This window comes from Chloracidobacterium thermophilum B, assembly GCF_000226295.1.
Taxonomy (GTDB): domain Bacteria; phylum Acidobacteriota; class Blastocatellia; order Chloracidobacteriales; family Chloracidobacteriaceae; genus Chloracidobacterium; species Chloracidobacterium thermophilum.
In genome coordinates, this window is the sequence record NC_016024.1 from 2297341 (window position 1) to 2310689 (window position 13349).

Here is a 13349-nt window from a genome sequence, read left to right on the forward strand (position 1 = left end):
TCCCCGTAAGAAACGGCAACCTGATGCCACGGTTTCAGGACGCTTCAGGAGGTAAACAGACCTGCCTGATACGTCCCCTGTTTCTGGTAGCTTTTCCGCCCGTAGAGCAGGCCCTGCAGAAGTTGCTTTTCCTTGTCGCCATCGGGCAAGACCTCGGCAATCGCCTGCGCCACCTGCCAGAAGACTTCGTTGTCACCGTACGTCAGCCCCAGGTGTTCCTTCAGCCTCTTCGGCTCATTCTGCTCCCACAACCAGACCGCGTAGTGCATGGCGTCAATCAGGGTGTCGAATCCTGTCTTGCCGGCAAAGTTCCGGCTGCGGGCGCGTTCCAGCGGCAGCGGGAGGCGGATGTATTCTTTCTGCTTCTCCACCAGCCCGCCCTCGCCCCAGAGCGTGGCAAGTTCCACACCGATGCCCTGGGCCAGCTTGCGTACCTCGTCAAAAGGGACGCGGGCATGGTTGTACGTCCAGCGATACAGCAGGTAAAAGCGGGTCGGAGCGTCCAGACCGCCCAGTTGCGCCGATTGCAGGATGCGCTTCAGGGCAAACTCGCTCACCACTTTGCGGACATATTCCAGCAACTCGGCCACCGTGACCGGCTCGCCGGAGAGCTTTTCCACGCGCTGATACTTGCCGAAGACCTCAACGGCCGGACCGATGGCGCTCATAAAAAAGTCTGCCCCGCGAATTCCCGCGTCCCAGAACTGCGCCAGCCGGCGGCCGATCCGCTCCTCGATCTCACGGCGGACTTTGCCGAATTCGCCCGTCTGGTCGGTAGTACGTTTGCGACAGACCATGTAGATGGAGGAAGCCAGCGATGCGGTTTCTTGTGCGTTCAGCCGCGCCTGCATCTCGGTGTGAATGGGCCAGGAAGCGGTCATATACAGGCCGGCATCCAGCAGGGCGTTGATGACGGTTTCCCATGCCGCCGTGGTCTTGTGGGCAAAAACGATAACAGCCACACCATCAGGTTTGAGCACGCGGCGGATTTCGCTAAAAGCCTGGGTGAGCATCTGCTCGAACCGCCGCATGGCGTTCTCCATGCCGCCCGCTTTGCTGGCATCGGCCACCATCTCTTCGGACTTGGGCGTAAGCGGCGTGGCGAAAAGGTCGGGGTAAAGGTCGCCGATGGTGCGCTTGAGCCAGACGTAGAAGAAATCCGAGAGGGCTGAGTAGTTCACATTGTCGTAATACGGCGGATCGGTCAGCACCGCGTCAAAATGGTCGTCGGGCCAAGGAAGCGCCGTGGCGGATGCGTGATGAGCACTGCCAAGCGGGTTTGTGTGCGAGATGCTCGAGAAGTGAGCAAGGTTGCCCGTCGAATCGCCAATCAGGCTTTGCCAGCCGCTCGCATGCTGGACTGGGTTCATCTCGATATAGTCCCACAACATCGGCAAGGCCTGCCTCGTGAAAGTAAAGCCAATGGCTTGCGTTTGCGGAATGACACGGCACAGGGCAGAGTTGCGATCAGATAAGCGGCCTACAGCCAACGCCAAATACGTCGCCACGGCTTTGGCGAACTCGGGGTCGGTGCGGGCGGCGGTCATGCGGGCGTGGGCTTGGCGGACTTTGTCGGCGAAGGTGATGAGCGCTAACTTCTGCCGCACGTTGAACAGGTCGCCCCATGTCGGCATTCCATACATCGGAGGACGATCAACTTCGTGACAGGGAGTTATAATTTCCTCATCCGGCACGGGTTCGATGCCCCATTCTTCGCGGAGGCGGGCGCGTTTGTGTTCCAGTGCGGTTTCGGCGGCGCGGTAGGCTTCCAGGTCGCGCTCGGTGGGCAGGCGGTAGGTCTTGCCCGTGCGCTTCGGATGGTGGAGCACGACCGCCATCAGGCGCTGGCCCGATTTGCCCTCGCGGAAAAGGCGGCGGGTGGTCTTGTCGTCTATCGTTCCGCCGCAGAGCGGGCAGCGGACATGGGCACGCGAAACGGTGCCCTCCTCGGGGTCGAAGTCGAGCGGCTGTCCATCCGCCCCGACAATCTGGGCATCTATGCGCCGGGTTTCGCGGTTCGGGATAAGGCGCAGGGCAATTTTCTTGTTGTCTTTTTTGGCCAGCCAGGTCTGGCGCATAAGGGGGATTTCAGCGCCGCAGGCGGGGTTCTGGCAGGGCAGCGTGCGCGCCCAGAGGTAGCCGACGGGAATGGAACCATCGGGGTCCTTCGGGTAGAATTGCTCTAATTCCTTACGGGCTTCTTCGACTATCCACTTGCCCCAGGCGGAGACAGCCTGGAGAAGAGGACTTTCGGCGCGCTCGGCGGATACTTCCAGCAGCTCTAAATTGGACTGAGAGTGCTCTTCAGATCGCGGCGGAAGTGGCACATTGCTGACGCTGTCGGGCTGACCGAACTTGTGCGGGTATTCCAGCACAGCTTTGTTGAGGAGCACGGCGACGGGGTTGTAGTCGAGCGCGTAGGTTTCGCAGCCCAGGCGCAGAGCTTCGAGGGGAATGGCTCCGCCACCGGCGAAGGGGTCGAGCACGCGCGGGGCGCGTCCGCCGAAGGCCTCGCGGATACGCTCGCGGGCTTTTTCGATCTGCGGGGCGTTGCCGTTCGAGACCACCTCCCACGGCGCAATGTCGCGCACAAGTGCCAGCAGTTCCTCGCGCTGTCCCGATTCATCGGGCAGAAGCGCTGCCAGCGCCGTTGCACGCGAGGCCGCCAGCGGACGCCGCGCCCACCAGATGTGGAGCGTGGAGATATGCCCGTGGCGGATGGTTTTCTCGTGTACCGATGCCTCGGAGACCCGGCGTAGAGGGAAATCCACTTCGATCAAACGCTGGTTATTCACAGCAGACCTCGATGCCTGAGATATTCTTCGGTCCACAACACAAATTGCTCCGCATGGGGTTGTAGAACCCTCTATATCTTCTTCTTCCAGTCCACTAATGGTTTCATAGTCACCCGCCTGGCATTTCTCGAAGGCATCAATCAACCAGCGGTGCATCTCGACAGGCATTTCGTTGGTTTTAGCAAAATGTTGACCAAAGGCAGAAATGACAGCCTGGTGATTTGAAAAGGTCAAGCCTTTGGAGAACAGAAGAGCTTCCGCACAATAAAACATGGCATAGTACAACCTTGAGGCCGATGAGTCATAACCCCGCACATCCTTGAGGAGCTTTGCGGACTTCAGGAATTGCCGTGCTTTCTGGATAGCGGGCTGGAATTCCATTTCATACCCCGATCTGTTCCCTTCTGACATTGACCATAAAGGGTGACTGACGCGCTTTGTGCTTCTCGGCTGAAACCGGGAAAACAGAAAGAAGAAGCCCATGGCGCAGACATATTTCTGAAAGAAGCGGACTCAGCCTGGTCATCTCGGTTCCCGGTTTCACTTCACCCTTGAGAACGATGAGCACATCAATGTCTGAATCTTCGGTGAAATCGCTGCGCGCGTACGAGCCGTAGAGATAGACGCCCCCCCAACCGCTCGCCGTAGAGATTGATCAGCGCGGCTTTGAGTTCCTGCAGGGCCAGGCGTACCGACTGGGGCAGCTCATCGGTCTTCATCGCTTGCCTCCTGCCAGTTTTTCACCACGTACCGCACGATTTCGGCCTGCTCTTCGGGTTGCAGTCTAGCAGCGGGGTTCTGGATGGTGTGGAGCCGTGGCTGGCTTGCCGCATGCTCGACAACGTAGAGCCAGTAGTCGTTACCCAGACGCTGCGCCATCAGCCATTCGTTGGGGGTGAGCACGATGGCGCCGGTCGTGGCGCGGGCTTTGACCTCAATGTAGCGCACACTTTCCGCCTGTTTCTCTTCCGTAGGTGGCGTCCTTGAGCGGATGTCATAGCCAAGATTTTGCGTTGAGACATCTTCCGGCACACGCCCGTGCTCCCGTTCGTACGCCATGGCCACCTGCATACCGATGGCTTCAATCTGCGCATCAGACCGCATGGCTCCATTGGCCGCCGGTTGGGGGGTAACCCGCGCCACACCCAACACCTTTGGGGTTGAGGGCAGCAGGCTGGTTTCGCGGCGGATGGCTTCTTCAAGCGCCCGTTTACGTCCCTCCAGTTCTTCCCTTCGCCGCTGTTCGTTGAGCACTTCCATGTCGGGAAGGTTGTCGCCCTTTGCGCGGCGGGTCTCGTAGTCAATCAGTTTTGCGTCGGATTCCACAATCATCTGCTCCAGCGAACGCAGCCCGTATTTGCGTTTGATAGCCGCACGGCGCTGACGCTCTTCGAGCAGTTCCGCGCGATAGGATTCCAGGACCTTTTCAATGGCGAAGGCCAAGGCCTCGTTTTCGTCCGGGATGGTCCCTATCTCCGATGGGAGCTGCGCGGGTTTCAAATCCCAGAGAATGGAGGGATGGACAGAGGTCAATGCTCCCTGGATGGGATGGTAGATGACAAAGATGCGCTTTCCGGCTACCTGATTGGCGCCATCGCAGATTTCCCCCTCCAGGAAGAAAAGCCAGCCGTCCATCCGTCCATCTGGGTCAGCAAAGACGGCCCCACGGCGCACATCTTCGGCGCACCCGCTCAGCAGGCGGTCCAGCAGCGCTTCGAGCAGGGGGTGACCGGGCGCAACAAATTCTGCCTCCTGACGACGAGCCGTCTGTTTGTCGAAGGCCAGTTTGCCGTACTTCCGGAAGACCTCGCCGAAACGATCCTTGAATTCCTGTGAGACGTGGTGAATTTCGTAAGGCACGTTGGGCAGGCGCCACAGGCCATCGCGGCGGCGTTCGAGGTGGATGTTGAGAAAATGGCAGGCGCGCTCGAAGAAACGTTCGATGTATTCCGGCACCAGGCGGTTTTCACGGGCGCGCCGATCCTCGCCCAGGACGCGCTGCAGGTCAATGTGGCGTGTCGCCAAACCTTCCAGGGCGGCTTTCCGGGCTCGGTCCACGGCCTCCTGGTCGGGCAGGGCTTCGATCTCGGCAATGATGTCCTCCAGCGTGCGCCGGTTGGTAATGGCTTCGACGATGAGCTCCTTGAGGCTGCGGCCCGGGATGACTTCGCCGATGACATCAAAAACGCGGTCACTTCCCAGTGCGGTCTGAACCTGCTCAAGCTTGTGGAAGAGCGCCGTCAGCACCTTGCCTTCGCGGGTATCGGCGGCGACCAGGTTGTAGATATGCACCTCTTTTTGCTGACCATAGCGGTGGATGCGCCCCATGCGCTGTTCGAGACGGTTAGGATTCCAGGGGATGTCGTAGTTGACCATCAGGGAGCAGAATTGCAGGTTGATGCCCTCTCCGCCTGCCTCGGTGGAGACCATCACCTGTGCCTGCTCACGGAACTCATGCTCGGTGCGAATGCGCGCTTCCAGGTTCAGGCCGCCATGCAGGGCGACGACGGTATAGCCCCAGTCGGTGAGTTTCTCCTTGAGATATTCCAGCGTCTCCCGCGATTCGGTGAAGATCAGAAGCTTCTCGCCCGTTTGCCGGATGTGCTCGGCTTCCATGACGTTCCGCAGCTCGTTGAGCTTGGTTTCTATCTCGTACCGTTCGGCTTCGCGGGCCAGGCGGATGAGATCGTCCAGGGTGGCGATTTCGGCTTGCAACTCCTCGCGAGTTTCGGCGGCGGTGAGTCGTTCCAGCAGCTCTTCTTCGTGCCTGAGGCGCTCGGCTTCGGGAACATCTTCCAGCATGTCCTCATCCACCGTGCCGCGTTCGGCGAGCCAACTGCCCAGCCGGAGAAGTTCTTCCAGCCGCTCCCGGCGGCGTTCAAGCGAGCGGCGCACGGCCCGAACGCTGGAGGCCAATCGTCGCTGCAGGATCAGCAGGGCAAAGGCCACGTTCCGCTTATCCGCAACCAGGGCTTTGTTGTAAGACTTCTCCACATATTCGGTGACGGCGTTGTAGAGGCGTTTTTCCTGGTCGTTGAGCTGATAAGTCTTTGTGGCCACCCGGCGCGGCGGGAAGAGGAGTCGCCCCTCAAAGTCTTTCAGGTCTTCCTTCAGGCGGCGCAGGAAGAGCGGATTGTCGGCGTTCTGCACCGCTTCGCGGAGCTGCTCGGGATTGGCGAAGAACCCGGGCTGGAGAAGCTCCAGAAAAAGGTGAAAGTTCTCCGGGTCGCCGCGATGGGGAGTGGCGGTCAGAAACAGCAAAAAGTTGCTTTTGCGCGAGAGAAGTTCACCCAGGCGATAGCGCCCGGTACGGGTTGTCTTTTCGCCATAGCGGTAGGCGGCCATTTTGTGGGCTTCGTCAACCACCACCAGGTCCCAGTGCGCCTCGCCCAGGCTCGCCAGCACGTCGTCCTGTTTGGCAAAGTCCATCGAGGTGACAATCTGGGCGTTCTCCTGCCAGATGTTGCGGCCCCAGGAGGCATCCATGACGCTGCGGTCAACCACGGTGAAGGTTTCGCCAAAGCGTTCTTTCATCTCCCGCCGCCACTGGTCTTTGAGGTGGCCCGGCACAACAATCAGCGTACGCTGCACCAGCCCGCGATACTTCAGCTCCTTGAGCAGCAGGCCGGTCATGATCGTCTTCCCCGCACCAGGGTCATCGGCCAGCAGAAAGCGGATGCGCGGGTTGGGCAGAATGTAGTGGTAAACAGCCTCGATCTGATGTGGCAGCGGATCGACCTGCGAGACATTGACCGCAAGCAGTGGGTCAAACTGCTGCGCATAACGGATACGGTGCGCTTCCATGGCGAGGAAGAAGGCTTCGCCGCGTCCACCAAAGTCGCGCCCTGTCTCGGTCGTTGCACTTACATGCGCCAGGTCAGACGCACTGAGGATATGCGAATAAAATCGCTCGGTCTTCGTACCAACGGCTTTAATCCTGATACGGCTTCCAAGCTGCTCGTGCGTGAGCAGGCGCAACGGCTCAGGCCAAAAATCCCCTTCAAGTAAAGCACCAACTTTCAGCGCACTGTCGCCCATCTGCTCTGTGACTCCTTCAGGGGAATGGTTCGGGTTCGCAGGTCAGGTTTTTGTCTTCAATCTTGCAGCGCACAAAGCGCGTCCGAAAGTTGGAGACACGCTGCAAGGCAGGTCAACCTAAATCGCTTGTACTTTGCCCACCAGGCTTGCTCTAAATCAATCTGGCAGACAGATACCTGGCTTGAAAGGGGCAAACACCGATAAAACCTAGCTATCTCAGCGTTGCAGGTGTACCCGTGTTTGCTACGTACGGCATATCTGCTTCCGGCTAAACGGTTCAAATCCTCGCCGGCGAATACAGGCGGCCTGTTGACCAAGACTACGCTTGAGCCAGACGTAGAACCAAGTCAGAGAGGTCAGCGTAGGTTCACGTTGCCGTAGTACGGCGGGTCGGTCAGCACAGCGTTGAAAGAGTTGTCGGGATAGGGAAGTTGCGTCGCTGCCCCCAGTGAACCTGTGGGATGCTCAAAACTTTCATTATGCTCTTCCTTGCTGGCTGAACCTCGTCGAAGAACTCTCACTGCAAGGTCTCTCTGGCCAACCGCTCCAGTACCGGAAGCAAGGGCGGAATATCCTGAGAAACTGTTTTCCAGATAATCTGCAAGTCAACACCGTGATATTCGTGAATGAGTTTATCGCGCATCCCTGCGATTTCCTTCCAGGGAACTTCGGGATACCTGCTCCGGGTATCTTCCGGTATCTTCCGGTATCTTCTTTGCTGCCTCGCCCATGACCTCCAGCGAACGAATCACTGCATTGGCGGTCTTCCGATCATGGATGAATTCTTCGGGCCTCATCCCCTCCACAAACTCCAAAGCCTCTTCGGCCGCGTTCCACATGTCCTCCAGATAGTCCTTCAAGGTTCGGCTCATATTGGCAACGCCTCTTGGAGGATGTACTTGCCGATGTGGGGTTTGAGGGCCTGGCGCGTCACCAGTTCCACCCGCACGCCCAAGAGATCGCTTAGGTACTGCTCCAGTTGAAGGAACCGAAAGAAGCCGGGGGGATCGTCAAACTCCACCAGGATGTCCAGGTCACTTTCTGCCGTCGCCTCTCCCCGCGCATGGGAGCCGAAGATGGCAAGCTCCCGAACCCCGTAGCTTTGCGCCAGCTCTTCTTTGTGCTGCCGGAGAATCTGTATAAGCTGCTCAAGGTTTTCCATTTTACTTTCCTCCCAGCGTGCGTTGTACCGGCCCGCGATACTTCAGCTCTTTGAGCAGCAGGCCCGTCATGATCGTTTTCCCTGCGCTGGGGTCATCGGCCAGCAGAAATTCGGGCTTCTGAAACAGCTTTGCAGCATCATACGCTTGAGCCAGACGTAGAAAAAGTCCGAGAGGTCGCTATAAAGCACATTGTCGTAACAGGGTGGGTCGGTCAGCACGCATCAAAGAAGTTATCCGGGTATGGAAGGGCAGTAGCAAAGCCTTGCTGAACATGCAGAAACTTCATAGCCCTTGCAATTGTTCTAAAATTTGCTTCAGCTTGGGCTTAAGCCTGGGCAATTCCCTTTGAATCGTTTCCCAGAGCAGATCATTCTTGATGCCAAAGTAAAAGTGAATAAGCCGATCCCGAAATCCAGCCATGGCTTTCCAGGGAATGTCGGGGTATTGGTGCTTGATAGGGTCGGGAATATGCTTTGCGGCCTCGCCAATGATTTCAAACTTTCGTATGACGGCGCTGGAGCGCATGTCATCCCGGCAAAAGGTCTCAACGTCTATGCCTTCTGTGAATCGCTCTATGGCCTCCATAGCCTCCAGGATGTCTTTCAGGTAAAGGGTGGGGTCTCTCATAAGTACACGGCCTCTTGCAGAACCCGATCGCGGATTTCTTCCCGGAGAGCATCCACTGGAACGATATCCACGCGGATGCCCAGCCTTTCTTCAAGGAAGTCGGCCAAGCCGACCAGGTCAAAGAGGGTAGCTCCTGGAGTAAACCTGACCAGCACATCCAGGTCGCTGGTCTCGCGCTGCTCTCCGCGCACATAAGAGCCGAAGATACCCACTATCTCGGCCCGGTAGCGACGCCGTATCTCTTCCGCAACCCCCTCCAACTGACGAAGCAAGCTCTGCACGTCCCCAGCCATCGCTACCACCTTCCCCCGACGGAATGTTGCCAAGGTGAGCAAGAACCTCAAGCACAACTGCCTCGCGCTTCGCTGAACGGGTTTACTTCTCCGTAATCCCATACCATTGGCAGCGCTTGGCGCTCAAAACTGCGCTCAAAAGAGAGCACATCGGAGCGCCATCGTGTCAAAACGCATAGGCAGGATGTGTCCTCTACGTCTCCGCGCGCCGACTGATGACTGATTCTGTCTGGCTTTCAACAGCCCCCCACGTTCCGAGTACAGCTTGGCCCGGTGGGAAGGACTGAATCCACTGGCTGTGCAGGAAAGCTGGAGTGGGCGGTACAGGACTCGAACCTGTGACCCCTCGCGTGTGAAGCGAGTGCTCTACCAACTGAGACTAACCGCCCCCGCAACGAAGGCCCCAGACCCTAACAAACTCTTGCGCCAACGTCAATTCAACCGATACAAACCAGCGCACAGGCACGCCATCCCACCACTGCATACATAACCCTTTATGCAAACACGAACCCTGCGCTGCATCCTGACCGGACTGGGCAACATCGGGCGTACCTTTCTGGAAATGCTCCCCAGCCGCACCACGCTCCTGCGCGAACGCTACGGACTGACCCTTCAGTTCGTCGCCGTGGCCGATACTTCAGGCTGCCTCGTCAGTGAACAGGGGCTGGACCCCGCCGCCATTGTGGAAGCCAAACGCCGCCGCCAGGGCGTCGTCACACTGGCCGGCGGCAACCTCCACGTCACGGACATGCTGACTGCCGTCCGGCAACTGCCCGCCGACCTGCTACTGGAAGCCACCCCAACCGACATCCAGACCGGACAGCCGGGACTCGACCTCGTGCGCGCGGCCCTCCAACGCGGGATGCACGTCGTCATGGCAAGCAAAGGCGCGCTCGTCGTCGCCTTCGATGAACTGGCCCGACTTAGCGACTGGTCCGGCAACCGCCGTGCGCCACGGTTGCGTTTCAGCGGTGCAGTGGCCGGAGCGCTCCCCAGTGTCAACGTTGGCTGGCGCGACCTGGCCGGCGGCGAAATCACCACACTTGAAGCCGTCCTCAACGGCACAACCCAGGTCATGCTGACCATGATGGGGGAAGGAAAAACCTACGCCGAAGCCTTGGCGGAAGCGCAGCGCATCGGCATTGCCGAACCCGATCCGACCCTCGATGTCGAGGGCTGGGATGCCGCCAACAAGCTGCTCATTCTGGCCAATGCCGTCCTGCGCCAACCCACGCGCCTTTCCGACATTGCTGTGGAAGGCATCACGCACATCACCCCGGATGACATCCGGCAGGCCCGGCATAACGGCGGCAATCTCATTCTTCTGGCCCGGGCCGAACGCGGAGCCGATGGCCGCTATGCCCTGAGCGTCCGCCCAACGGCTGTTCCAGCCCACCACCCGCTGGCGCGTCTGGGTATGCAGGAAGCCGGCATCGTCTATCACAGCGATATTTTCGGACGGACGGCAGCCTTCAGCATGGAAGACGGCCCCCTTGGAACCGCCGCCGCCATGCTGCGCGATATTCTCTCTATCGCACCTGACGTCCTGCCCGAATAATCCCGGTCCAATGCCGTGCAAGGTACGCTTTCCAGCCAAAGCGTATGGCTGCTGCCAGGCAACGTTCGCGGATGGCTTCGCTTCGTAAGCTTACGTTCACTGCCCGAACGTCGGCTTTCGCTATGTTTTTGCCGTGGATTCAACCCATTATTCGGGCAAGACAGGATTCCAGACGTAGAGGAGGACTGACTTCCACGATGGTTCGCAAGGCAGCGGCTTGGCTTTTACTGGCAGCACTTCTTAGCTTCATACCGAGCCGGACGGCACACGCTGGCGTTCCTACCGCTGACAACCTCATTGGCGGACAATCCCAGTCCTTTACGCTCACCGACCAGTACAACCGTCCCCGTACAATTGCTTTCCCAACGGACAAACCGCTGGTGCTTATGCTTGGCGACCGTGGCGGTTCGGAACAAATTGAACCCTGGGTGCGGGAACTGTACCAACGCTACGGCGACAGCATCGAGATTCAGGGCATCGCCATCCTGCGCGGCGTGCCGGCGCCGATCCGTCCCATCATTCGGAGCCAACTGCGCAGCCGCGCGCCCAAAAGCGTCCTTCTCGACTGGGGCGGCGCGATTGCCGACATGTACCGTTGCCAAAGCGAAGTCTGTAACGTAGTGGTCATTGACCGCCAGGGGCGCATTTCCACCATCGTACGCGGCGGCGTCTCACCCGAACGTGCCCGGCTCGTCTGCCAGGCCCTTGACCGCATACGCTAACCTCACGGCTTCGCTCCTTGGACATCACCGGCCGGGCGCAACGCGCTGACCGGCAATGACCAAATCCCATCATCAAACAGCGATAACTGTTATCTCCGGGTTAAACTCATCCCGCAGGATGCTCTGAATGCCATACAGCGTGCCGGAAATCGAACTCGGACAACTGCCACATGCTCCCTGGTAACGGACGGCCAGCGTGTTGTCTTTGTAACTGATGACCTCCAGGCCGCCACCATCCCCTGCCAGCCCCGGACGAATCCGGGCGTCCAGAATGTCGTTGATTCGGTCAAGGTCGGGATTTTCCCCCCGCTTGATGTTCGGCGCAGCCGGCGCACTCACACTGACCGGCTCCGCCGCACGGATGGGAATCGCCACCTGACGCAACAACTCATCCCACTCCACTTCATTGTCTTTGGTGATGGTGATGAAGCGGTCCATCATAAAGACGCTCTTTACGTGGGGAATAGCCAGCAACGCCTCGGCCAAAGGATGGGCTGCCGCATCCTGAAGGTTGGAAAAACTAAGCGAAACGCCCGGCGCAGTAATGGGTTCCTTGAGTACGATTTTCCGGGCTGCCGGATTGGGCGTGTACTCAATGTCATAAATCTTTGGCATAGCAACACAGTCCTGAACAACAAGGTCTGACCACTGGGCCAGACAGAACATATCTGCCCGACAACGCGCGTGGTCTCTGCCAGCATCATAAGCAACCCGCCCGCCTTCGGTAGGCCGAATTTCCGTCACGGGCGCATACGTACCTTGCTGATAGTCTATGCAACGCTACCTCATCACTGACCGCCGCCGTCTGTTCCGGGAAGGCGAACCCTACACCGAAGCGATAGCTGTACGGCGCCTCGTGGCGCTGGCCCGCTTCGCCGCCAGGGAAGGCATAGACTACCTTCAGTTGCGGGAAAAGGACTGGCCGGTGCGCCAGCTCACCGAAGTGGCAGCGGCGATGGCCGCCGCTCTGGCTGAAACCCGAACCAGACTGTTGGTCAATGATCGCTTCGATGTCGCCCTGGCTGCCCGGGCCCATGGTGTTCACCTCACCACGCAGTCGCTGCCGGCAAGGGTTGTCCGGCAGTGTGTTCCGTCGGGCTTTCTTATCGCCGTCTCAACCCACAGCCGCTGCGAAATTGCGGAAGCGGAAGGCTTCGCCGACTTTGCCGTGTGCGGCCCCGTTTTTCCGTCGGGAGACAAACCGGTTCTGGGGCTGGAAGCCTTTGCCGAACTGGCACGGACGACTTCCCTGCCGCTCTTCGCACTGGGCGGGATCGGCCCCGACCAGGCAGCACACGTACGGCAGGCCGGCGCTGCCGGCATCGCCGCCATTCGCGCCTTTGCCAATGATTTTCTCGCCAGCTCCAGTCCTGACACTTGACGGGACAACAATTGTGATGACATTTCATCCACATCTCATCCAAGGAGAAAATAACCATGGCATTCCGTCTGTTCAGTTTTGTGGTGTGGTTGGCATTTTCCCTGATGGTGGCGACGCCCGTCGGTGCCCAGGAGGGTGAGCGTACCGGTAGCGCCACGCCCTCACAAACCGGCTCGGTCATGCCTGTGCCGGATACCTTGACCGGCAGTGGTCAGGCAGCCGTGCGCGTCTGGGGGGTGGCACAGACGGCCCAACCCTACGCGGCGGCTTTTCTTGTAACCCACAACCGCACCGGGAAGTACATTTCAACCCTGCAACTCAAATGGCTGCTCTTTGACCTTCAGACGGACAGGCTGCTGGAAGAAGGGCGCGCAACAGCCCGCCGGCTGCCGGTCAGCATCGTTGAATCACTGCAGGAGAAGTCGCGCCTTGAGGACTTTGTCAACCTTCTCGGAACGTCCGACTACGGACTGCCACTTGAGCCTTTCTGCAAGAAGTATCCAGACAGGGAGCTGAAGCTGGTTTTCGTCGTTGAGCAGGCCCAGCTTCTGGGGGGCGAAACTTGGTCACGGGAAATCGTCCCGACGTTTGCCGGCGAATCGGAAGGTGGAGTCAGCCACCCGAAGTATCCGCTCTGTGACACCCAGGGCAAACCTTCGTTTTGCGAAGACTGGTGGGCCATTTTCCCCTGAATGCCAAAACGTAGGGGCGGTTGGCCAACCGCCCCTACTCCCACGGCCAACTGTCCCCACGGACACCGGCCCTACGGGCC

Annotated in this window: 13 protein-coding genes and 1 tRNA gene; 4 read left to right on the forward strand and 10 right to left on the reverse strand. The window is 59.1% G+C overall.

Going from position 1 to position 13349, the window contains the following annotated elements:
* Positions 1 to 44: 44 nt before the first annotated feature.
* From CABTHER_RS09495 to CABTHER_RS09525, 9 genes are all read right to left on the reverse strand, one after another.
* Positions 45 to 3176 carry a DUF1156 domain-containing protein gene (locus tag CABTHER_RS09495; protein ID WP_228374047.1) on the reverse strand — a complete coding sequence of 1044 codons (3132 nt, stop codon included), beginning with the start codon at positions 3174 to 3176 and terminating at the stop codon, positions 45 to 47.
* A gap of 1 nt (position 3177) precedes the next feature.
* Positions 3178 to 3447 (reverse strand): nucleotidyltransferase domain-containing protein, encoded by a 270-nt coding sequence (locus CABTHER_RS17805; protein WP_081464829.1) that lies wholly within the window; start codon positions 3445 to 3447, stop codon positions 3178 to 3180.
* A 53-nt stretch (positions 3448 to 3500) separates the two neighbouring features.
* Complete coding sequence (locus tag CABTHER_RS09500) at positions 3501 to 6833, reverse strand: helicase-related protein (RefSeq protein WP_014100420.1); 3333 nt, start codon at positions 6831 to 6833, stop codon at positions 3501 to 3503.
* Positions 6834 to 7350: 517 nt separating this feature from the next.
* A complete protein-coding gene (locus CABTHER_RS17625; protein ID WP_014100422.1) occupies positions 7351 to 7476 on the reverse strand; it encodes a HepT-like ribonuclease domain-containing protein in 126 nt (41 codons plus the stop codon).
* Complete coding sequence (locus CABTHER_RS17630; RefSeq protein ID WP_014100423.1) at positions 7466 to 7705, reverse strand: HepT-like ribonuclease domain-containing protein; 240 nt, start codon at positions 7703 to 7705, stop codon at positions 7466 to 7468. Before CABTHER_RS17630 ends, CABTHER_RS17625 begins: the two co-directional genes overlap by 11 nt.
* Positions 7702 to 7995, reverse strand: a complete 294-nt coding sequence (locus CABTHER_RS09510) for a nucleotidyltransferase family protein (protein WP_014100424.1) — start codon at positions 7993 to 7995, stop codon at positions 7702 to 7704. The genes CABTHER_RS17630 and CABTHER_RS09510 overlap by 4 nt, the downstream gene beginning before the upstream one ends.
* A 283-nt stretch (positions 7996 to 8278) precedes the next feature.
* Positions 8279 to 8623: a HepT-like ribonuclease domain-containing protein gene (locus CABTHER_RS09515; protein WP_014100425.1), complete on the reverse strand. Its 345-nt coding sequence runs from the start codon at positions 8621 to 8623 to the stop codon at positions 8279 to 8281.
* Positions 8620 to 8916, reverse strand: a complete 297-nt coding sequence (locus CABTHER_RS09520; protein ID WP_041569193.1) for a nucleotidyltransferase family protein — start codon at positions 8914 to 8916, stop codon at positions 8620 to 8622. The genes CABTHER_RS09515 and CABTHER_RS09520 overlap by 4 nt, the downstream gene beginning before the upstream one ends.
* 315 nt (positions 8917 to 9231) lie before the next feature.
* Positions 9232 to 9305 (reverse strand) — tRNA-Val (locus CABTHER_RS09525).
* A gap of 107 nt (positions 9306 to 9412) precedes the next feature.
* Between CABTHER_RS09525 and CABTHER_RS09530 the strand changes: the two genes are divergently transcribed.
* Both CABTHER_RS09530 and CABTHER_RS09535 read left to right on the forward strand, forming a co-directional pair.
* A complete protein-coding gene (locus tag CABTHER_RS09530; protein WP_014100427.1) occupies positions 9413 to 10474 on the forward strand; it encodes a homoserine dehydrogenase in 1062 nt (353 codons plus the stop codon).
* A gap of 197 nt (positions 10475 to 10671) precedes the next feature.
* Positions 10672 to 11196: a TlpA family protein disulfide reductase gene (locus CABTHER_RS09535; protein WP_014100428.1), complete on the forward strand. Its 525-nt coding sequence runs from the start codon at positions 10672 to 10674 to the stop codon at positions 11194 to 11196.
* 72 nt (positions 11197 to 11268) lie between these two features.
* On the opposite strand, the gene CABTHER_RS09540 is transcribed toward CABTHER_RS09535, so the two are convergent.
* Positions 11269 to 11811 carry a NifU family protein gene (locus CABTHER_RS09540; RefSeq protein ID WP_041569832.1) on the reverse strand — a complete coding sequence of 181 codons (543 nt, stop codon included), beginning with the start codon at positions 11809 to 11811 and terminating at the stop codon, positions 11269 to 11271.
* Between the two features lie 157 nt (positions 11812 to 11968).
* On the opposite strand from CABTHER_RS09540, the gene CABTHER_RS09545 reads away from it, so the two are divergent.
* Both CABTHER_RS09545 and CABTHER_RS09550 read left to right on the forward strand, forming a co-directional pair.
* The gene (locus CABTHER_RS09545; RefSeq protein ID WP_014100430.1) at positions 11969 to 12577 is read left to right on the forward strand and encodes a thiamine phosphate synthase; all 609 of its coding nucleotides are present in this window, start codon (positions 11969 to 11971) and stop codon (positions 12575 to 12577) included.
* A 56-nt stretch (positions 12578 to 12633) separates the two neighbouring features.
* Positions 12634 to 13269, forward strand: a complete 636-nt coding sequence (locus tag CABTHER_RS09550) for a hypothetical protein (protein WP_014100431.1) — start codon at positions 12634 to 12636, stop codon at positions 13267 to 13269.
* The last annotated feature ends 80 nt before the right edge of the window (positions 13270 to 13349 follow it).